This window comes from Cytobacillus sp. FSL R7-0696, assembly GCF_038006865.1.
GTDB lineage: Bacteria > Bacillota > Bacilli > Bacillales > Cytobacillaceae > Cytobacillus > Cytobacillus kochii.
On the sequence record NZ_JBBOWA010000001.1, the window covers coordinates 809,494 to 831,848 of the forward strand.

The following is a 22,355-nucleotide window of genomic DNA, read 5'->3' on the forward strand; positions in this document are numbered from 1 at the left end:
GAGTAGGTCACGCTGCCTACTCATCCTGATGCTAGCCTTTTACAAACACCGTTTTAATAGATGTAAAGAATTCTTTTGCAGCCTCTCCTTGTTCTCTTGAATGTGAACTCGATTCCTTCATACCACCGAATGGTGCTTGTAATTCAACACCAGCACTTTCAGCGTTAATCCGAATTAATCCCGCTTCCATCTCTTGAACAAATTTCAGCATTCTTGTAATATTTTGCGTAAAAATCGAGGCACTTAAGCCATAAGCAGAATCATTAGCTACTTCAACTGCGCTCTCTAATGACGAAACTTTTATGAGAGCGATAACCGGTCCGAAAATTTCTTCTCTAGCAATAGAGATTTCTTGATCTGCTACTTCAAAGATCGTTGGTTCGACAAAATAGCCGCCACTCTCCTTGTCTTCATATGGCTTACCACCTAGAAGAAGCTTTGCACCATCACTTACCCCTGTTTGAATAGCTTGTAATACATTTTTATATTGCGACTCACTTGCACATGGTCCCATCCAACTACTTGCATGAAGACCTGATCCAATCGTAATCTTTTTCGTTTCAATCACCAATTTTTCTACAAATCTATCATATACCGCTTCTTCTACAATTACTCGGCTCGTTGCTGTACACTTTTGTCCAGTAGAGAGAAATGCACCTTTAATAACGGCGTCAACTGCTAACTCTAAATCAGCATCCCTGGCAACGATTACTGGGTTTTTACCACCCATTTCAAGTTGATACTTCACGCCTCGTTTCATTGCCTCATTTGCGATTGATTTACCAACTGCATTTGACCCAGTAAAAGTAATTCCTTTTATATCTGGATGTTTAGCAATCCCTCCACCGACTACAGCGCCAGAGCCAGTGACCATATTTAGTACACCCTTTGGTAATCCTGCATCAGCAAAGCATTGAACAATTTTCGCAAAAGTAACAGCGCTTTCACTAGCAGGCTTAATGACTACCGTGTTTCCATATATCAGTGCTGGTGCCACTTTCCATATTGGAATAGCAACAGGGAAATTCCAAGGAGTAATAACGCCCACAACTCCAAGTGGTACTCTTGTCGTAAACATCAATGCTTCATTATCGGTAGATGGAATGACATCACCTACTTTTCTCATTCCTTCTCCTGCATAATATTTTAAAATCGCTATGCCACGTTTCGTTTCACCCTTCGTCTCCGCAAGTGTTTTACCCATTTCCCTCGTAGCACATTCAGCAATTTCTTCTAACCGCTCCTCCATTAACCCAGCTACTTTATAAAGTATTTCACCACGCTGGGCACCACTTAAATTTCTCCAAGGTTTCTGCGCATGTTTTGCTGCTTCAACAGCTTTATCTAGATCATCAGTTGTTGACGATTGAATCACACCAACTATTTCACTCGGTGCCGCCGGATTGATACTTTCAATTGTTTCATTTGAATTCGACGCTATCCATTCCCCATTAATATAATTTAAGTAGTTTGTCGTTGTCACTGTACTCATTCCCTTACCCCCTGACAATCTTTTGCTTTTTTGGATACTTCTCTTTTGCTCGTTGCAAAATACTTTCTAATTGTTTGTAATGTTCAAGTTCTACAGGTGTGAAAGGTGCACGAACCTTGTTCTGAACTGGTAATCCTGACAGTTCCATACCTGCTTTAATTAAGGAGACTGCATAGCCTTTTCGCTGCTTACGGATCTCATTTATTGGTAAAATAATATCTTTATATATCTCGTGGACAATTTCATTTTCCCCTTGTAACAAAGCATCATAAAACTGTCTAGAAATATGAGGGATATAATTTGAAATTGCAGAGGAATACGAATCAAACCCTAATGGAATATAAGCTGGCATTGTTACCTCAGCCATAGGCATGCCATTCAACCAGCTTAAACGTTTACCGATACGATTGGTTAAACAAATATTCAGTTCCATATTCCCTACACCATCTTTTAGGCCAACAAGCTGCTCTAAATCTAGTAATTTCTCTAATGTGCTAGGTTGTAGAATCCCGTTATTCCTTTGATAAACAATAGCATTAAGTGATGTTTCTGAAATTACTTGATACAGATAATCATATAATCCCTCTTGTTCACCTTCTGCTAAATAGGGAGGTAATACAAGAAAGCCATCTGCTTTTTTATCTTCTGATAAGCGCGCATATGAAAGGGCATCCTGAATATTTCCACCTACACCTGTATAAACAGGTACCTTACCACCTGCTTCTTGGATGGCAACATCAAGCATGATTTCATATTCCTCTTTACTTAATGATTGGAACTCTCCTGATCCACATGCGATAAAGATTGCCTCTAATCCTTCTTCAATCAAAAATCGAATATTAACTTCTAACGCTTTTTCGTCTAATTTTCCATTTTCATCAAATGGAGCTACAGGAAATCCGAGAATACCTGTAGGTGCTTTTCTAGGTGAATGCATATTTCATTCCTCCCCTTTCAATTTGTTATGTATAATTGTAAGACAAATTAAATTAACTGACAATATATTTTTTCAAAATTTTTATTTATTTTTCCAAAGAGCTTGCTATTCTTTTAATTCTATTTGTATTACAATTAGATTAATTAAACTATAGTAATTTGGATGGTGGACAATTGTGAAGAAAGATGCGCTTGATTTAATTAGTAGCCAAGTCGTACGAAAAACATTGGCTCAGCAAGTAGAGGAACAAATAATTGATTTATTAATTTCAAATAAACTTAAACCCGGTGACAAACTTCCTCCGGAAATGGAATTAATGGAACTTCTAGGTGTCAGTCGTCCCGTCATGAGAGAGGCGATGACTTCACTGGAATCTCTTGGTATTGTAAAAAGAAAAACGAGAGATGGTACTTACTTTACTGAGAGTATAAGTAATAAACCATTTTCAACCATGCTTTCCCTTGTTAGTGACAATATTGAAGCAATCGTTGAAGCACGCACCTCTTTAGAACTAGGCCTTGTTACATATGCAGCAGAAAAAATGACAGATGAAACTCTTGAAGCATTGAATGACACAATTATCAAAATGGAGGATTCAGTCGACAACGAATATGGTGAACATGATCTCATGTTCCATCGAATTATAGCCCTTAGTGTAAATAATCCTGTCTTACAAGGAATGATTGATTCGCTTTTACTCTCACATGTAAAAATCAACGCACAAATCAAATATCGTGAAAAAGAAAAAACAATCAGACATCATAAAGCCATTTATGAAGCACTAAAGAAAAAAGATCCTCAGGCTGCATTTCAAGCAATGTACAATCATTTGAAGTTTGTTGAAGGAAAAGTATTAGAATAAAAAACGAACCCAAACCGTATGTAAAGAACGGTACTGGGTTCGCTTTTTTTATCTGATTAAGTAATCGGTGCAGGATTAAATAGAGCTAAATCATTATGAAGCCCCCATTGATCTGCCCATGTCTTTCTTTCTCCACTTGCCACTTCAATAATGTGATGGAATATTTCCCATCCTACATCTTCAATTGTTGATTCACCTGTGGCAATCGTTCCCGCATTTACATCAATTAAATCATTCCACTGTTCTGCTAAAGCATTTCTTGTGGATACTTTTATGACAGGTGCCATTGCTAATCCATACGGTGTGCCCCTACCAGTTGTAAATACCTGTAGATGCATGCCAGAAGCTAACTGTAATGTACCGCATACGAAATCGCTTGCCGGAGTAGCCGCATAAAGGAGACCTTTCTGTGTTGCCTTTTCTCCTGGTGCAAGCACACCAGAAATAGCACTACTACCAGATTTAACAATTGAACCCAATGATTTCTCTACTATATTAGAAAGTCCTCCTTTTTTATTACCGGGAGATGGGTTCGCACTTCGATCTGCTTCACCTTTTTGAAGATACTCATCATACCATTGCATTTCTTTAATTAAAGCGTTTCCAATCTCTTTCGTTTCGCACCGAGGTGTCAGAAGATGAACTGCATCCCTTACTTCAGTTACTTCAGAAAACATGACTGTCGCACCAGCTCTTACTAAAAGGTCAGCAGCATAACCAACAGCAGGATTAGCTGTAACACCTGAAAAAGCATCACTTCCCCCACATTGTAAGCCAACCACTAAATCACTTACTGAGCAGATCTCTCTTTTGCGAAGGTTTAGTTTCTCTAACTTTTCTTCGGCCATATTCATAATATTTGCTACCATATCTGAAAAACCTGCCTGTTCTTGTAAAGACAATATGTCGCGATCTTTACCATCAGGTGCGAGCATTAATGGTGATAACTTTTCACACCCAAGACCGATGATTAAGGCTTCCCCTCCAAAGTTCGGATGCTTAGCTAAATTCTGCAAAGTCCTTATCGGGATGATTGCTTCTGGCGCTTGAATAGCTACTCCACATCCGTACTGATGATTAATAGCTACGACATCATCTACATTTGGATAGTTTGGCAGTAATTCATTTTTTATTCTCTTCACAGCAAAATCAAGTACACCTACAACACATTGCATACTTGTTGATATTCCCAATACATTCTTTATTCCTACACTTCCATCAGGATTGCGAAATCCTCGGAATGTATACCCCTCTAATGGTGGAAGGGCATCAGGCACACGAGTTGCTATACTTAACTTATGTAAATCTGGTGGAATAGGAAGCTCAACCATCGACTCTTCTACCCAACTTCCTTTCTTAATAGGTTTCAGCGCTTTTCCTATCACCTCTCCGTAACGGATAATCTCATCCTTTTCAGCTATTTCTTTAAGTGCTACTTTATGTCCTTGTGGTACTCTACTAGTAAGAACCAGCCCGTTAGAAAAGGTTGTACCTTCCTTTAACCCACCAGCATTAACCACAATTGCTACATTGTCTTTTTCATGAACTTTTATAAAAAGGGGCTCTTCTTTTTGTTCTGTATTCAATCGCATAAATTATCCCTCCTCATTTTGTATTATTGTAAGACAAATAAACTAAATGGTCAATGAATAGTTAGAATATTTTAAATAATATTCTAGCATTTACATTGGTGCCAAACTTTTCTTATAGAAAAGTAAGTATAGAGGAAAGCTAGTAATATATTACTATTTTTGATACAGTATACAGAATTCACAAATAGCGTTATAATTTATATTGTCGACAATGTACAATTATAATATCAATTTAATCGGCAAATCCTAGGTAGGAACCATGGTTAAACATTTTAGAAAGAAGGGGTTAATATGAAAGGCTGGGAATTTACAGCAACCAATGTACCATTGAAAGTAGTTGAAAAACCAGACCCAGTAGCAACTGAGGGTCGTGTAATTATCGATGTAAAGGCAGCTGGACTTTGTCATTCTGATGTAGGAGCTTTGCATGATCCAAAATGGATGGATATTATCGAGAAAAAACCAATCATTATGGGACATGAAGTAGCAGGTATGATTACTGAAGTTGGCGAAGGTGTAACCGATTTCAAAGTAGGTGACCGCGTTGGTGTTTGTCCTGTTAGCTTAGTTGGTATGGGACCTGGATATGGTTATGATGGAGGCTATTCAAATAAAGTATCTGCACCCGCGATTGACCTTGTACCCATTCCTGATGGTGTAACTTATGCACAAGCTGCAGCTGGCACCGATGCAGGAATGACCTCTTATCACGCAATGTTCAAACGTGGTGAAGCTAAACCAGGAATGAAAGTAGCAGTAATTGGTATCGGAGGATTAGGTCAAATTGCTGCTCGTGCAGCTGTTGTGGCTGGTATTGAAACGTATGCAGTAGATGTAAGCCCTAAAGCACGTGAATTAGCCAAAGAAATTGGTGTAAAAGATGTCTTTGAAGATATTAAAGAATTAGCCCATATTGCACCAGATTTAGTAGTCGATTATGCAGGCTTCGGTACAACAACAGCTGGCGCAATTGATGTGGTGGCACCAGGTGGTAAAGTTGTATTAGTAGGTATGGGGAAATTAGAATCTACTATTAATACTGATCCACTTATCTTAAAAGCAGCAAGCCTACTCGGAAGTGTTGGTGGAGATAAATACGATATTGCAGAAGTATATAAATTAATGGCTTCAGGCGATATCGATCCAGCCATTACTGAAATCACCTTTGATGAAATTGGGGAAGGTTTAGCTCGTTTAGAACGTCATGAAGTGACAGGACGTTTAGTAGCGATTATGGATTAATCAGACATTTAAGATACAAAATGGGTTTGGATTATCTTCCAAGCCCATTTTATCTTTTATAGATTTATTCAGTTATAGCTACTTATATTAATTCCTTAACAACGAATTTAGTAGGGTGTAAGAGGTGGACATGCAAATAATCCTTTTTCCTCAATATGCTCAATACGTTTAAATCCTGATCATGATTACTTTGACATATCACATTCAATACACTACCGGTTTTAAAACCACTAAAAAGTGAGAAAACTTGATAATTGCAACCTTAAACTTCTAAAAATTCTTTATTCTAATTCAGAAAAAAAACGCACGGCTCAAGCCGTACGTTGTTCTATCATTATGCCTTATTTATTTCCTCTTTCAACTCTCCTCTCATTTTCTCTGTCCTTTGTGCATCCCAAGCAAAATAATCGCTCATAAATGTCACAACTGCTTCACTATAATTCATTGCCCATTGTTTATTAAACAATATGGCACTTGTGCGTCGCATAAAGTAATCGGTTGGGGTTTCGGTCATTTCTTCTTCTAGGCTATAGATTAATGTAGCATAGGCTTCAAGGGATAGATTGACTTTATCATGCTCACCCTTAGCTTTTTTAGCAATTTCAAATACGTTTTTGACATTAGAGCCATAGCGTTCGACTATGCGCTTTGCTTCTTGTTCTGTGAATCCGATTGCTTTACCATTCTTTATTTGCTCTTCCACAAAAGACTGGTAGCCATTAGAACCACCTACATCACCGCCTGATAGAATGATGTGATCTGTTTGACATGATTGGGTGTTTCCTAATCTCTCTGCGACAACATCGACTGTTTTCTCGGCCATTTTGCGGTAGCCTGTTAGTTTGCCACCTGCTATGGTGATGAGCCCAGTATCAGAATAGAATATTTCATCTTTACGTGAGATTTCGGATTCTTTTTTTCCTTCTTCGTAGATGAGTGGACGAACACCCGCCCAATGTGATTCAATTTGGTCTTTAGACAGTGATAATGTTGGAAAAACCAGTTCAACTGTTTTTAGTAGATAATCACGGTCCTCTTCTGTCATTTCTGGATTTACGAGGTCTCCCTCATATTTAGTATCTGTTGTACCTAGATATGTTTTTCCATTACGTGGAATGGCGAACACCATTCTTTTATCTGGTGTATCAAAGTAAACAGCGTTTTGTAACGGAAAGTCTTGTTGGTCGAATACTAAATGGACACCCTTTGTATGAAATAATTTCTTACCACTTAGAGAGCCATCTTTTTTTCTTAGTCCATCTACCCAGATACCTGTAGCATTAACAACTTCCTTCGCATAAATAGGGAAAGCTTCGCCAGATAATACATCAACTGCATTTATACCAATGACTTTGCCATTTTCATATATAAAGTCGTCTGCTTTGACATAGTTTGCCAAGGTTGCACCGAGTTCATCTGCTTTTTTAGCGACTTCAAGTGTGAGACGGGCATCATCCGTTTTATATTCTACATAGTAACCCGCACCTTTCAGGGTGTCTTTTACAAGTAATGGCTCTTTTTTTATTGCCTCTTCTTTAGATAGCATCTTCCTTCTTTCACTTTTCTTAACACCTGCAAGAAAGTCGTAAACCCTTAATCCAATACCAGTAGTAAACGGTCCAAAGGTACCTCCTTTAATTAACGGAAGCAGCATCCATTCAGGATTGGTAACATGGGGTGCGTTCTCATAAACGATGGCTCTTTCTTTTCCGACCTCTGCCACAACACCTATTTGCATTTGTTTTAAATAACGTAGCCCGCCATGAACAAGCTTTGTTGAGCGACTACTTGTGCCAGCAGCAAAATCCTGCATATCAATTAGTCCTGTATCTAAGCCACGTGACTGGGCATCAAGAGCAATTCCAGCTCCGGTAATCCCACCTCCGAGTACAAGTAAATCAAATTTTTTGTTTTTCAATTCGTTTAAGTTTGCGTTTCTATTCATCATCTATCCATCCTTCCTTGAATAAAAAGAAAAGACCGCAAATAGCCCTTATGTACAGGGTTGATTTGCGGTCTCTCATTCTCCAACATTTTATATTAACTTGTTTTATTGAAATGCGATTGTTGCTTTAATTGCTTTCTTCCAGCCGTTATATAGTTCGTCACGCTTGCTTGATTCCATTTGATTTTCAAAGGAATCTCCAATTTTCCAGTTATTAATGATTTCTTCTTTTGTCCAGAAGTCAACAGCTAAGCCAGCTAAATACGCAGCCCCTAAAGCCGTTGTTTCATTAATTTCTGAGCGCTCAACAATAGTGTCTAGTATATCACTTTGGAATTGCATTAAGAAATTGTTTTTCACAGCGCCACCATCGACACGCAATTTCTTTAGCTCAATACCTGAATCACTTTCCATTGCTGTTAACACATCTTTTGTTTGATACGCGAGGCTCTCTAATGTGGCACGAATAAAATGTTCCTTCGTCGTTCCACGTGTCATTCCAAAAGCAGCTCCTCGAATATCACTTTCCCAATAGGGTGTCCCAAGTCCAACAAATGCAGGTACAAGATAAACACCATCAGTTGATTCTACACGCGTTGCGTAGTTTTCGCTTTCTGGGGCAGTCTTAATCATTCTCATGCCATCTCTTAACCATTGAATAGCCGATCCGGCAACAAAAATACTACCCTCTAATGCATATTCTACCTTACCATCCAGTCCCCATGCAATAGTTGTAAGTAAACCATTTTCTGATTGCACTGGATTTTCACCTGTATTCATAAGCATAAAGCACCCTGTGCCGTACGTATTTTTTGCCATGCCTTTCTCAAAACAAGCCTGACCGAATAAAGCAGCTTGTTGGTCACCAGCAATACCGGAAATGGGAATCGTGATATCCCCAAAAATCTCTTTCGCTGTTTCCACATACACTTCAGAACTGGATTTCACCTCAGGCAGCATAGACTTAGGTACTGTAAGAATATCTAATAATTCGTCATCCCAGCTCAAGTCGTAAATATTATACATTAATGTTCTTGATGCATTCGTGTAATCTGTTACATGTGCTTGACCGTTAGATAACTTCCAAATAATCCATGTATCAATCGTTCCGAAAAGCAAGTCGCCATTTTCTGCCTTTTCACGTGCTCCTTCAACATTGTCTAATATCCACTTTACTTTTGTACCTGAAAAGTATGCATCAATTAATAAGCCCGTTTTCGAACGAAAAGTATCATTTAATCCTTTTGCTTTTAATTCATTGCAGATTTCACTCGTTTGTCTTGATTGCCATACGATGGCGTGATAGATCGGTAAACCGGTATTTTTATCCCATACAACCGTTGTTTCCCTTTGATTAGTGATCCCAATAGAGGCAATATCACTGCCTTGTATGTTATTTTCACTTATGACACCCGCCATAACAGAAAGAATAGAAGCGTAAATTTCCATCGCATCATGCTCAACCCAGCCTGGCTTTGGAAAATGCTGTTTAAACTCCCGTTGATATTCACCTACAATATGACCTTCTTTATTAAAAAGTATCGCTCTTGAACTTGTTGTTCCTTGATCTAGTGATAAGATATATTTTTTTGTCATGTCGGCATCCCCCTATTTATTAGAATAAAGATTGAAATACAAATGTTGCAAGAACAGCCCCAACTAATGGACCTATAACCGGAATCCAAGCATAGCCCCAGTCCGAAGACCCTTTGCCTGGGATAGGTAGTAATGCATGGGCAAGACGCGGGCCTAGATCACGAGCTGGGTTTATCGCATAACCTGTTGTTCCCCCAAGACTCATACCAATTGCGGCAATAAAGAATCCAACGATAAGAGGATTTAATCCTTCAGCAAATGAATTTAATCCAATGGCATTCAAACCAAAGACTAAAATAAATGTCCCAAGTACTTCACTTATAAAGTTAAATGGTGTATTTTTAATTGCTGGGCTTGTTGAGAAAACGCCCAGTTTCGTGCCTTGATCACTTGTAGCTTTCCAGTGTGGATAGAAGTATAAGATAACAAACGCTGCACCAAAAAATGCCCCAATCATTTGTCCTGATACATAATATGCAACAGCTCCCCACTCAATACTACCAGCTAAAGCCGCTGCCAATGTTACCGCTGGATTAAGATGACCACCCGCACCAAAGAAATCTGAAACGTAGACACCAAACGCGACAGCAAACCCCCATGCAAATGAAGTGACAATCCAGCCACCACCATTAGCAAATGTCTTGTTTAAATTCAAATTGGCCCCAGCACCAACACCGAATACGACTAATATGAAAGTACCAATTAGCTCTCCTATAAAAATATCAGACATTCAGTAATCCTCCTAATCATTTAATAGACTATAAAACTACTTTTTACATTACCCTTTCAAGAGAAAACAAAAAGAGGCATGCGAAAGAAAATAACGATCAAACGTTATTTCGCATGCCTCTCTAAATCTCCGACAAAATAAATTAACTTGTACGAACCATATTATAATAAAATGAAAACGATTGCAAATAAATAATTAAATTTTTTAGAAGAATAAGATAAGAGACATGTAAAGAAAAATCACCAGACCGATCGGTTTTTAGCAACAAGTAAGATACTTATCTCCATATTCACAGCCTTCCGAGTCGATAAGTAAACAAATCTGACTGAAGATGAGCGCCCTTCCAAGTCATTATATTTCTTCAGCGAATAGAAAATGCAATCTTTTTTTCAGCAATAAAAAAAGCCATCCTTTTCTACCAAGCTGCTGCAAGTAGAAAAAGATCGCAGTTAATTATAGCTCCCATAGATCCCTGTTAGATGTTGAAACAGAGATAGCACCGGATTCGAGGGCTGATTCAATCTCTGATTTCTCCCTCACCAAGCCACCAGCAATTATTTTTATATCCGTTTTCTCATGAACTTCGCGAATGATTTCTGGAATAATGCCAGGTAATACTTCAATATAATCTGGCTTTGTATTCTTCAACAACTCTAGTCCATTCTCTAACGCCAGGGTATCAATGGAGAAAAGCCTTTGAATGGCTAGTACCCCTTTTTTCTTGGCTGTAATAATCGCTTGTCGCTTGGTCGAAATAATCCCAGCTGGTTTAATTTCTTGGCAAACGAATAAAGTGCCACTTTCATCATTCTTTAAACCATCAATCATATCCATATGAATGAGGATTTTTTTATTATGCTTCTTAGCTGTTGCTACAACACTTTTTATTTGTGTAATGTGAGAATCCAGTAAAATCATATACTCATATTGCGAAGAAATGACTTTCTCAAAATCCTTCATATTACGAATAGCTGGTAGGATTGATTGTTTGATCACTAAGATCAACTCCTTCTTCATTGCTCATATCTATCCATTAATAATAGAAACAGGTAAAGAAAAAAGCAATTACACTAAATACCTGTCTTAATCGTTAATCATTGGCTTCATTCATTATAAAGCATCTTCTGCACAAAAAAAAGAAAGCTAGATACTTGCTAAACCCAGATTAAAAGTGTTCCCTATTGATTTAAGAAGAAAACCTCAGGTATATACAGTAAATTATATAAAAGATAAAAAGACCAACATCTTTATAAGATGAAGGTCTTCTAAACAATTATATAATCGCTTCCTTCACAGCAACAGCACCTTCTCGGTCTCTTAAATCTTCATAAAAGTGTGCATGCGCTGTTAAAAAGTATGGGCCAAGCCAAAGAAACCCAATTCCAAGCGTTAAGATACATAGAAAAGCCCAACCGATGAAGCTTAGGTTCAAACAAAAATATCTCCACTTATGACCCTTCATCATTTTTCGACTTTCAGTTATCGCTTTGTTCACAGATAATTCTGGGCGGTCACGTAATATGTACATCGCTTGAGAATATGAAAGCGACTTAATGATGCCTGGGATAACCAATAATAAGGACCATAAGAAAATATAAATGCTTTGTAAAATCGTTAATCCCAAAGCTCTTAAGAAACTCAAATACTTAAATCCAGTAAATAATTCCTCCACTGGAAGCTTAGACCCTCTGATTAATGTAATGTACGACAATGAAAGACTTACACCAAATGGAATTAAGATGATACTAATTGCAATACTAATTAAATTATACCCTGCAGCATACTCCCATTCAGGATAAGGAATTAACAGGATTTCCATAAAAAATTCGGGGATGAACGTAATTAGAAAATATAAGAATGAGAGCAATACACCCTTTCCCCAATTGTCTCGCAATGATGCGAGAGCAAGTTGTTTAATTTGTTTACTTTTCATCTCGTTTCTCTCCTTTCACAACCAACATATTGTAACATAAGAAAAATATCCCATCAATTGCATATTTTTCTTTTTATATTCAACTATTAATCTTTAAAAAACGAACAAACATCTTTGATAATATCAAAAAATTTACCAATATATATTAATTACATTAATTACTACTAAAGGTATAAACGTATGTTTCTCATTCTAGCACCCGGTAATGCGCATACTCCCCCTCTAATAAGTTGTCATTATCCTTGTCAACTTGGCTATTTCTTAATTAAAGAAAGTAGCGTTACGAGATAATCACCACTAGAGATTCCAAGAAGGTTACTCTATCCCAGCGCTCTTTTGTTCTTTTAAGAAATTAATTACTTATGATTAATGCTTAGAAAATTTATTGGAGGTAAATTGCGTTTTTTATTTATCCTCTTACTCTTTCCCTATAAATGCCCGATAAATTTCACCGATGAGCCCATCCATTTGATGAATACCAAGCTCAGTATTCGTCAAAATTATTATCCCTTCCTTCTTTTGCGGGTATAGAGCAAGCATACTTTGAAAACCCACTCCCCAACCAAGGGAACTCAATTCAAATCCATTGGATGTACTTCCTAAAAAGCAACCAAGCCCTAACCATTCACACTCACCCTGTGAGGTAAACATTTCATTTATAGTTAGGGGTGAGAGGCCGAGCTTACTATCACCAACGATTGCATCCATGAGTTCAATCATCAGCTTACTAATGTCTTTAGATGTTGACCATAACCCTGAAGCAGCTGGATAAGGATAATGTGGGTATTTCTCTTTCACTGTTGCTCCGTTCCTATCATGTCCTTGAGAAATATTTTTCCCATAAGTAACCTCATAGGTACTACACGCCATACCCAGCAGCTGCAATACCTTCTCTATCAAGCAAAAATTCGCATCTGCATAATGAAATCTCCCCACCTGATTCTCTTGCCTGATGATAGGCTCTCGACAATATTCAGTCTTCCCAAGAAAAAGTTGTTCTACTGTAGGGTAACCCCAACGTTTTTGATAGGGTAAAAAACTATTTGGCGGATCAATGATACCTGATTGGTGACTTAATAATTGTCTAAGGGTGAGGCTGGGTGAGGGTGTATTAGAGGATATTGTCCATGTTGTGACCAATTCATTTATTGGTGTATCAAGTTGGAGGAGCTGTTCATCTATTAGTTTGCAAGCCAAGACCGTAGTAAGCAATTTACTTATAGAGCACACATTAAACATCGTATTTCCCATAACAGGAAATTGGTCGTGTTTATTACGCACTCCATATTGTTCACTTTGAAAGATTTTCTTATTTTTAATCGTTGTTACTGTTAACCCTTGTATGTGTAACGCCCTCATTCTTTCTTCTATATTTAATGCTGTCATTATATATCACTCCTTTTTTAAAGGTAACACAAACATATGTTCTGTTCAATAAAAAAAAAAATCCCGCTTAATTAACGGGATCTCTTTTCTATATAGTTACTTCTTCTGTTTGCTGATGTTCATTATTTAAAAAACGAATGGTTTGAGGGGTAATGGCTAATATGACATAGTTTGGATCCTCAGGCCCTTCAAACCAACGGGAGAAAGAATCCTGCCAAATCTTCTTTTTTATCTCTTCATCTTCACTGATTCGACAATGTCCCTTGACTTCAATGTATTCATCATTCAGACCTTTACCAGTATAACCCAAAAGAATGGAAGTATGTCCATTCTCCTCAATCTCTTCAACCTTTTCTGTATTTTTCTTTGTCGCACTATAAAGAGTGAACCCCTCACTATCTTCACAATAAAAAGCCATATAACGAATATGTGGCGCATTTGATTCTACCGTTGCCAATACACCGATAGGATGATTCTTGATGATTTCTTTTGCCTTTTTTATTACTTTTTCATTTGACATCAATTTCAACTCCTAGTTTAACGGTTTGAATTCATTGATACAATTTTGTACTAAAGTTACCCCTTGACTAATTGACGCTCCTCCACCAAAGGCTGACGAAACAGCAATGGTTTCCATAATTTCTTGTTCTGTACATCCTTGATCGATACAGCCTTTCGTATGAAAGATAATACAATATTCATCTTGTGCTTGCACACTAATTCCTAGTGCAATTAACTGCTTTTGCTTGGCACTAACCGCACCTTCTTTGAAACATTCCTCTGTAAACTCGTTAAATTTCTCTGCATATGTTGGTAAAGTGTGCGATAAATGTGCCAAACCCTCTTTAAATTGAAGAATTGATTCTGCCATATTTGATTGTTGTTCCATCTCTTTTTCCCTCCATTTTTTTCAATATGTACAGATGTAGTATGTACTATTTCACTTTTCTTAAGCACTAACTCGATCTAATGAAATCATGAAGAGGCTTAGCATTCAAAAAAGGCTCCTCAAAAAATTTGAGAAACCTTGTGTTCGTATCTATTTTATTTACTACTATAATCATGTTCGTTCTTCGATGATGAACTCGATTGTTTTTTTTGTTTTTTTCCTACTTTTTCCTCTTTTACTTCTAGTTCAATATCTTCAAGTGGTAATGGATCAACATGAGGATCTTGTTCTATTTTTTTCTTTTGCTCTTTTTTAACAGATTCTCTACTCATCTTTTTAGCCACCTTCCTTATTACTTTTGTATTTACCCTTTGAGGGAAAAATAAAACAAGGATAGCTTCAATAAATAGGTAGGCATCATTTTAGAAAAAAATTTTTGGGGATCACATGTTATTTATTTTACTATTTAAGTATATGCTATTTTCTTCATACTCAGTAAATTGCTCCTCAGCATCCATTTGATAGGCAATTACTTTCTTATTCGTTTGTTTTACAACAGTTAGATATTTTTCTTCAATATAAAGGTATAATTGTATCTTTTTCTTTCCTTTACTATAACAAATATGATAGGGGACTGTTTTTTGATTATGCGGCAAAAATAAGTCTTCATTACCAGGATAAATATGAATTCTCTTCAAAAAACTAGCTTCATTAAACATCTTAACTACTTTCTCCTTAACCTGTCCCTCTATCAGATGGTTATCATATTCTAATGTAATCTCTTTTTCATTTATTTCTTGATGAATGGCAAATTTTTTTAATACCCATGCGACAGCCGCGCTTGGTGGACTAGTAATCATCTTGATTAAAATACCTAGTATTAATACAAAACCCATTGTCCATGTCATGCCTTGATCCTCCTAAAACTTTTAGTCATAAGCAATATATATAGCTAAAGCAATGATGGACAAAGCAATCACCACTATATAAATCATTGTTAAGTTTCGATTATTTTTTCGTGAAGATGATTGATAATTATCATCACTCCTATTCGTAATTAATAGGGTAGCAATAATCGCAACCATTAGGATGCATATAATTACGCCGTATAATATAATCATCTTTTATGCTCCTTTTTTTTGTATATTTCACTTTCTCCTTTATCTTAATTGAAACGAGCATTTTAATGACCAGCCAATTCATCTATTTTTTTACCATCCACTTCATTTAAGTAAGTGCTAATGCGGCACTAAAACGTTGGATACCCGTTCTTATTTGTTCTTCATTTGCTCGTCCAAAGGTAAACCGAACAAATAACTTCTTTGATCCCATCATCATTCCAGGAAAATAAATAACTCCTTGCTTAATGGCATTCTCTAACAACTTCATTTCATCAACGTCTCTGTTTATTTCACACCAAATATGAATACCACCTTGAGGAATGGTAAACACCACCTGATCCCCTAAATATTTCTTTAAACTAGCAACTACTTCGTTTCTTCTTTGCACTAGTTCTGTTTTGATCCTATCTAAATGTACAGGGAAATGCTTTGACTCCAAAAAATCATTAGCAATCCATTGTGTATAGCTAGCATGACCAAAATCAATCTGCTGCTTTGCATCCGATAATCTTTCTATTACCGAGTTCGGCCCGATAATCCAGCCAATCCTTAAACCAGAAGCAACTAGTTTTGATAACGAACTGATGTACAATACATTTCCGTTTTGATCCATTGATTTCAATGTAGAGACAGGATTGTTATTAAAAGAAATTAAGCTGTATGGATCATCTTCAATCACTGGGATTCCGTATTCAGATGAAATATCCAAAATCTCTTGTAATTGCTCTTTCCTAAACAGCCTCCCTGTTGGATTTTGGAATGCTGGATTTAAAAAAATCATACTAATTCGGTGTTTTTTATGTAATGAAAGAAGCTCGGCAGAAAGAGCCCTATTGCTTAGTGCTGATAGGGTATAGACTTGAATGCCTGCTGATTTAAAAATAGGCAGGTTGTAATGATAAGATGGATCTTCAATCACAACAGCATCACCAGGTTTTAATAAGCATTGCACAACAAGATGCAGGGCTTGTTGTGCTCCAGAAGTAACAAGGATAGAAGCTGGTGTTGTTTGAATATTTCTGTATTTCTCCACATGTTTCGTAATGGTATTTCTTAATGCTTCACTACCCTGAGGATGGTCGTAACCTAGTCTACCAATAAACGCTTGCGTTTGCGTAATTTCTCTTAAAATATCGATTGGATATAAATCTTCTGACAACTCACCACTCGCCATATTGATAAGTTTTCTTTTTTCCATTTCCTTACGAATTTTTTGCGTAATAGGCAAATTAGGTAAGAACGAACCTGCTTCAATATATCTGTTCCAACTTGGCATACGCTTTTTTGTCATGCCCCAAATATCTTTACTTATGACTGTACCACTTCCGATTCTTCGTTCAATTAATCCTTTTGATTCAAGGTCATCATAAGCAGCAACAATCGTACTTCTATTGACTTGAAAAGTTTTAGCTAACTGTCTTTCCGAAGGTAGATTTTTATCAGCTGGAAAAGTACCGTCAGAGATTCCGTTCTCTATTTCATCAGCAATTTGTTTATAAATCGGCTTCTTCAATTCACGGTTGATTTTTTCATCCATTATATACATCCCTTTTTAGTTAATACATATAGTGTAACCAACTTATCTAATAATGGAGTAGTACTTTGTTTTCTAAGTGAAATGAATAACATAGATCTTCACAACTCTATTTAGCATTGAAAAAAGGAAGAAGTTAAAAGACAATACACTAGTATCCGCTAATGCTTCCTATCCGTTTCTCTTTTCACTTTTTTAATTCCCTCCGTCCCAACAACACAACCAACAAGTGCAAGTATCATACTAGTTGAAATGGCTTTAATAGCATAATAAAACGCTGTGCCAGTTACACAGTCTAAAATAATGAAACGTTTAATCGTTGATGCTTTTATCGAATAAAAAACGACTTGGTTTTCTTGAACTCTTTTCAGCGCGGCTCACGCACCTTTCACCTAGACATACTAAAAGTTACGTAAGGAGATTTTGTCCTATACCTACTATAAGAAATACGATGAATTTACACACCAAGAGTTACATTCATAAGAATTTATCTTTTTTTATACGCAGGACCCTCATACAAAATCCACTGGCAAGCTTTTTTTCATCAAATCTTTTTTCCCTCTACAAAACTTAAATTTTTCATAAGTTTAAATTGATGGGCATTTTCTACGTTTCAATGAATACAAAAACTTTGATATTAAAAAATGGACAGATATAATAGTTGCTAACAGATGTTTTTAGAGGAAGATGAGTTTGGAGGGTTAGAATGACAGGCAAAAAACGTTTTACCAATCTAGATAATGTAGAAAACACCAAATCATTCAATGATTTTCGTCGCTGGCAAAAAGAACGAAGACAAAATAAAAAAGATCTTACTATCCAAATTGAGCAATCGCCAACAAAAGAAATTGTGCGATTAAACAAAAATAGAAAAGATGCTTCTATTACATGGATTGGACATTCTACTTTTTTCATTCAAATAGATGGATTAAATATCGTTACTGATCCTGTGTGGGCAAACCGTATGGGTCTCGGTAAACGATTAACAGCACCCGGTATTTCTATCACTGATTTACCAGATATCGATATTGTCTTAATCTCTCACGGTCATTATGATCATTTAGATTTTCCATCAATCAAAAAACTAAAAGGCGACCCCACTTTCTATGTACCAATTGGTTTAGGGAAAAGTTTTAGCAAACGGGGATATCAGCATATATTTGAAGCGAACTGGTATGATTCTTTTAGACTTAATTCGTTGTCCCTTTCTTTTGTACCCGCTCAACATTGGACGAAAAGATCACTAACGGATACGAATACATCTCATTGGGGTGGTTGGATTATAGAAAATGAGCCACACTCTATTTATTTTGTCGGTGATACAGGTTACTTTCGTGGGTTTAAAGAGATCGCCGAAAAGTTCAAGATCAAAACTGTATTGATGCCCATTGGCGCCTACGAACCAGAATGGTTTATGAAAGTCAGTCACATTAACCCAGAAGATGCAGTGAAAGCATATATGGAATTAAATGGCGCAACCTTTATCCCTATGCATTATGGTACTTATCATTTAGCAGACGATACCGGACCAGAAGCTATTGCTAGACTAGATGCTGAATGGGAAAAGCAACAATTAGATGCCAATCAACTAAAAAAATTATTCATCGGCGAAACATTTTGGTTATAACCGATTTGGATCGACTATCAAAAAGCATATTGATAAAGTTAACTAGGAAAGAGATTATGCATCCGGACGCTTCAGTAAAGATATCTAATAACTGATAAGCATCCTCCCGCTTCTTTACTGAATCCACTTCGATAAACATCATGACATTTCATCCGTCTCTCTTTTCTTTAATTGATACTTGTTTGCTTCCTCCTTTTATCCAGTGATTCTCTAGGCTTTTTATTTTCTTTTTACAGTAAGTATCTATGAAACATTATAGGACAAATAAAAAGCTCGCCATCAATGACGAGCTTTTATTTAACCTGATATTGTTTGGTCTTCTTTTCTTTTTCTATTTTTAATCAACTTCAAAATAAGTGGATAGCATAAAGATAATACTGTAAGAATCATTAAAATAACGGAAATCCCAGAAGAAAAGAAAATACTTAGACTGCCATTAGATGATGTCAGAGCCATACGGAAATTTTGTTCCATATCTGTTCCCACGATTAGTGCTAGTACTAATGGAGCAATTGGAAAGTCTAACACTTTCATAACTAAACCAATGAGACCGAACAACAATAATAAATAAAAGTCAACTGTAGAATAACTCAACGTGTAAGTGCCAATAAAAGCCAACATAATGATAAGCGGATACAGTACTTTAGCTGGCGTGTGAAGCACCTTTACGAGTAACCCAACTAATAGGACATTAATAATCACTAAAGCAATGTTACCGATAAACATACTGTTAATAAGTCCCCAAACCATAACCGGATCATTTTCAAAAAGCATCGGACCAGGCCTAACGCCGAGCATGATTAATGCGCCGAGCATAACAGCAGTGGTTCCTGAACCTGGAATCCCCATTGTTAATAACGGAATCATTGCTCCAACTGAGGCAGAGTTATTTGCCGATTCTGGTGCTGCTAAACCTTCCACAGCTCCTTTACCAAATTCCTCTGGTTTTTTAGATAACTGCTTCTCAGTAGAATAGCTAATCATTGATGCAATGGTTCCCCCCGCTCCCGGAAGTACACCAACAATAAATCCAAGAGGTGCACTCCTGAGGATTGGCCATTTAGAACGTTTCCATTGCTCTTTGGTGAACCATGTTTTACCCATGTCTTGATTTTCTTTTTGCTTTTTCTTTTCTTTATAAATCGTTAAGAAATTATAAAATACCTCACCTACCGCATAGATTCCAATGATGACAATTAGAAAATCAATACCTTCTGCTAAATGTGGCATCCCAAGGGTAAAACGATGAACACCGGTTTGCGGATCAATGCCAATTGTACTTAATAATAACCCTAAGCACATTGCAATAAAACCTTTGATCATTTTTCCTGTTGATAGCGAAACAATAGCTGAGAGGGTTAATAGCATAAGTAAAAAATATTCCGATGGACCGAACTGCAAGGCAAAGCTTGCTAACGGTTTAGCTAAAGCGACAAATCCAAAGGTGGCTAATATCCCCCCGATAAAAGAAGCTACTGCTGAAATGGCCATTGCTTGACCAGCCTGGCCTTTCTTTGCCATCGGGTAACCATCAAAGGTGGCAGCAATTGCCGAACCATCGCCAGGTGTATTTAATAATATAGAACTTCTAGATCCGCCGTACATCGCACCATAATAAATGGCAGCCATTAATATAATGGCACTTGTTGGATCCATTCCAAAAGTAACTGGGATTAAAACCGCAACAGCCGTGGCTGGACCTAACCCTGGTAACATACCAACAACAGTCCCCAAGAATCCTCCTATTACAATCCAAATGATATTAATTGGTTGTATGGCTGTCATCAATCCTTCTACAAAACCCTCCATATGATTCCCTCCTTTTCTATGGCAAACTTACACCTAATAGTTGACTAAATCCGTACCAAGTAATGAAGGAAAAACTCACAGTAACGATGACGTTAACGAGCCATTTTCTCCAACCATTCAAATAAAATAATAAGACACCTAAGAATAAAATCGTCGAAATTAAAAATCCTAGTGTTTCAAATGTCAGTGCATAAATGATACCGAGGATGATTGTAACAACAATTAACTGTATTGCCCTCTTACTAAATACATCTGTCAGTTTCTCTTCTTTTTCATGGATATTTCTCAGCTCATTCACCAGATAAATAACACTCAGGATAAGCATCAGTGCACTGATGCCAATAGGAAAATATAGAGGTCCATTAGCACTACCTAATGTAGCTTTTGGGATCTGAAATGAGCTGATTAGGAAAACTAAACTAACGGCTATCATTAATATGGGTAAACCTATTTTGATGATTCTCACTTAACAAATCCTCCCTTACTGAACCAGCCCTGATTCGCCAATTAAATCCTTATATAATTCTGCTTGTTCATCGAAAAACGCTTTCGTATCACTACTATTCTGGTAAAAATCATCCCAATCATTATTTGTTAAAAGTTCAGCCCATTCTTCACTCTTAACCATTTCTCCCAATTTTTCATCCCAATATTTGATTTCTTCTTCTGTCATATCTGGTGGCCCCATAATACCTCGCCAATGGGGGAAAACCATGTCAATACCTTCTTCTTTTAATGTAGGTACATCTTCTAATTCTTCTAATCTATCTTCCGAAGACACCGCTAAAATCTTTAGCTTGCCAGCTATATGTTGTTCCTTAACTTCTGATAATGAAGTCGTGACCGCATTTACATGATTTCCCAAAAGGGCTGTCACTACGTCCCCACCACCGCCATCATAGACGAGGAAATTTAAGTCTTTTGCTGCCACATCCCTCATTCCTGCCGCTTGCACAAATGATAGATGATCATCATTGCCTAGACCTGGTCCTACGCCAATTTTTATAGATGCTGGATCATTCTTAATATCTTCAAACAAGTCATTTATATTTTCATATGGAGCATCTACTGATACAGCAATAGCCTGCCATTCAGTTGCTAAAGTCGCAAGAGGTGTAAAATCCTCATAAGTTAACTTACTTTGTCCTAAGAAATGATTGGTTAATAGTAGACTAGAGTTTACAGCAAGATAATGACTATCCTTCGTATGCAGATAGCTCCACCCAACTTCACCACCGCCGCCTGGCTTATTAATAACATTAATATTATTATCTACTAGGCTATTATCCTTAAGAATTTTTTGCACAGATCGAGCTGTTAAATCCCATCCGCCACCAGGTGATGCCGGAGCTACTACTTCTATATTTTTTGTTGGATATTCCCCATTTCCTGAAGTTGAATTGGAAGAACACGCTGTTAATATAAGAACAGCTAGAACGAAAACTACCAGCTTTTTCACTATATCCACTCCCCTTATCTTGTTAAATTCTGAGTTAATATTAAATTCTGAATAAATAAATGTAAACGTTTTCTTAAAATTGTCTATTAAAAACTTAAAATCAATTAAATTCATTGTGTTCATTTGTGCTTTATTTCACAATAACTATAAGTGACAATACGACATACCATACACCGACCTATGTTTTCTCTCTTATACATA

The 22,355-nt window shown here is 36.9% G+C and carries 21 protein-coding genes and 1 pseudogene; 3 read left to right on the forward strand and 19 right to left on the reverse strand.

Going from position 1 to position 22,355, the window contains the following annotated elements:
- Positions 1-31: 31 nt before the first annotated feature.
- Positions 32-1,492, reverse strand: coding sequence for an alpha-ketoglutaric semialdehyde dehydrogenase GucD (gene gucD / locus MKX29_RS04255; RefSeq protein ID WP_341104188.1), 1,461 nt, complete (start codon positions 1,490-1,492; stop codon positions 32-34).
- Between the two features lie 4 nt (positions 1,493-1,496).
- Positions 1,497-2,429: a 5-dehydro-4-deoxyglucarate dehydratase gene (gene kdgD / locus MKX29_RS04260; RefSeq protein WP_341104190.1), complete on the reverse strand. Its 933-nt coding sequence runs from the start codon at positions 2,427-2,429 to the stop codon at positions 1,497-1,499.
- A gap of 175 nt (positions 2,430-2,604) precedes the next feature.
- Between kdgD and MKX29_RS04265 the strand changes: the two genes are divergently transcribed.
- Complete coding sequence (locus MKX29_RS04265; protein WP_251162722.1) at positions 2,605-3,291, forward strand: FadR/GntR family transcriptional regulator; 687 nt, start codon at positions 2,605-2,607, stop codon at positions 3,289-3,291.
- A 56-nt stretch (positions 3,292-3,347) separates the two neighbouring features.
- Here the strand turns inward: MKX29_RS04265 and garD are convergent, their stop codons facing one another.
- Complete coding sequence (gene garD / locus MKX29_RS04270; protein WP_341104192.1) at positions 3,348-4,883, reverse strand: galactarate dehydratase; 1,536 nt, start codon at positions 4,881-4,883, stop codon at positions 3,348-3,350.
- A gap of 291 nt (positions 4,884-5,174) precedes the next feature.
- On the opposite strand from garD, the gene MKX29_RS04275 reads away from it, so the two are divergent.
- Complete coding sequence (locus MKX29_RS04275) at positions 5,175-6,125, forward strand: zinc-binding dehydrogenase (protein ID WP_289432933.1); 951 nt, start codon at positions 5,175-5,177, stop codon at positions 6,123-6,125.
- 334 nt (positions 6,126-6,459) lie between these two features.
- Here MKX29_RS04275 and MKX29_RS04280 read toward each other — a convergent pair whose 3' ends face one another.
- The 12 genes from MKX29_RS04280 to MKX29_RS04335 form a co-directional block, all read right to left on the reverse strand.
- A complete protein-coding gene (locus MKX29_RS04280) occupies positions 6,460-8,073 on the reverse strand; it encodes a glycerol-3-phosphate dehydrogenase/oxidase (RefSeq protein WP_409338354.1) in 1,614 nt (537 codons plus the stop codon).
- 102 nt (positions 8,074-8,175) lie between these two features.
- Positions 8,176-9,666 (reverse strand): glycerol kinase GlpK, encoded by a 1,491-nt coding sequence (gene glpK, locus MKX29_RS04285; protein ID WP_224934650.1) that lies wholly within the window; start codon positions 9,664-9,666, stop codon positions 8,176-8,178.
- A 19-nt stretch (positions 9,667-9,685) separates the two neighbouring features.
- Complete coding sequence (locus MKX29_RS04290; protein ID WP_341104197.1) at positions 9,686-10,396, reverse strand: MIP/aquaporin family protein; 711 nt, start codon at positions 10,394-10,396, stop codon at positions 9,686-9,688.
- Between the two features lie 453 nt (positions 10,397-10,849).
- Positions 10,850-11,392 (reverse strand): glycerol-3-phosphate responsive antiterminator, encoded by a 543-nt coding sequence (locus MKX29_RS04295; protein ID WP_307319033.1) that lies wholly within the window; start codon positions 11,390-11,392, stop codon positions 10,850-10,852.
- Positions 11,393-11,669: 277 nt separating this feature from the next.
- Positions 11,670-12,329, reverse strand: a complete 660-nt coding sequence (locus MKX29_RS04300) for a DUF975 family protein (protein WP_251162726.1) — start codon at positions 12,327-12,329, stop codon at positions 11,670-11,672.
- Between the two features lie 417 nt (positions 12,330-12,746).
- Positions 12,747-13,715 carry a serine hydrolase domain-containing protein gene (locus MKX29_RS04305; RefSeq protein ID WP_341104200.1) on the reverse strand — a complete coding sequence of 323 codons (969 nt, stop codon included), beginning with the start codon at positions 13,713-13,715 and terminating at the stop codon, positions 12,747-12,749.
- Positions 13,716-13,803: 88 nt separating this feature from the next.
- Positions 13,804-14,235 (reverse strand): pyridoxamine 5'-phosphate oxidase family protein, encoded by a 432-nt coding sequence (locus tag MKX29_RS04310; RefSeq protein WP_251162728.1) that lies wholly within the window; start codon positions 14,233-14,235, stop codon positions 13,804-13,806.
- Between the two features lie 12 nt (positions 14,236-14,247).
- Positions 14,248-14,604 carry a carboxymuconolactone decarboxylase family protein gene (locus MKX29_RS04315; protein ID WP_224934642.1) on the reverse strand — a complete coding sequence of 119 codons (357 nt, stop codon included), beginning with the start codon at positions 14,602-14,604 and terminating at the stop codon, positions 14,248-14,250.
- Between the two features lie 155 nt (positions 14,605-14,759).
- Entirely contained in the window at positions 14,760-14,936 is a 177-nt protein-coding gene (locus MKX29_RS04320) for a hypothetical protein (protein ID WP_341104206.1), read from the reverse strand.
- 111 nt (positions 14,937-15,047) lie between these two features.
- The gene (locus MKX29_RS04325) at positions 15,048-15,512 is read right to left on the reverse strand and encodes a YfmQ family protein (RefSeq protein ID WP_341104208.1); all 465 of its coding nucleotides are present in this window, start codon (positions 15,510-15,512) and stop codon (positions 15,048-15,050) included.
- Between the two features lie 21 nt (positions 15,513-15,533).
- A complete protein-coding gene (locus MKX29_RS04330; protein ID WP_224934635.1) occupies positions 15,534-15,725 on the reverse strand; it encodes a hypothetical protein in 192 nt (63 codons plus the stop codon).
- Positions 15,726-15,831: 106 nt separating this feature from the next.
- On the reverse strand, positions 15,832-17,262 hold the full coding sequence (locus MKX29_RS04335; protein ID WP_224934633.1) for an aminotransferase-like domain-containing protein: 1,431 nt from the start codon (positions 17,260-17,262) through the stop codon (positions 15,832-15,834).
- A 703-nt stretch (positions 17,263-17,965) separates the two neighbouring features.
- On the opposite strand from MKX29_RS04335, the gene MKX29_RS04340 reads away from it, so the two are divergent.
- Entirely contained in the window at positions 17,966-18,886 is a 921-nt protein-coding gene (locus tag MKX29_RS04340; protein ID WP_341104212.1) for an MBL fold metallo-hydrolase, read from the forward strand.
- A gap of 61 nt (positions 18,887-18,947) precedes the next feature.
- Here MKX29_RS04340 and MKX29_RS04345 read toward each other — a convergent pair.
- From MKX29_RS04345 to MKX29_RS04360, 4 genes and pseudogenes are all read right to left on the reverse strand, one after another.
- Positions 18,948-19,063 (reverse strand): annotated as a pseudogene (locus tag MKX29_RS04345) (DUF1801 domain-containing protein); the annotation flags it as partial.
- 120 nt (positions 19,064-19,183) lie between these two features.
- Positions 19,184-20,695: a tripartite tricarboxylate transporter permease gene (locus MKX29_RS04350; protein WP_224934629.1), complete on the reverse strand. Its 1,512-nt coding sequence runs from the start codon at positions 20,693-20,695 to the stop codon at positions 19,184-19,186.
- A gap of 16 nt (positions 20,696-20,711) precedes the next feature.
- Complete coding sequence (locus tag MKX29_RS04355; protein ID WP_095370437.1) at positions 20,712-21,161, reverse strand: tripartite tricarboxylate transporter TctB family protein; 450 nt, start codon at positions 21,159-21,161, stop codon at positions 20,712-20,714.
- A gap of 15 nt (positions 21,162-21,176) precedes the next feature.
- Positions 21,177-22,154 carry a tripartite tricarboxylate transporter substrate binding protein gene (locus MKX29_RS04360; protein WP_224934627.1) on the reverse strand — a complete coding sequence of 326 codons (978 nt, stop codon included), beginning with the start codon at positions 22,152-22,154 and terminating at the stop codon, positions 21,177-21,179.
- Between the last annotated feature and the right edge of the window lie 201 nt (positions 22,155-22,355).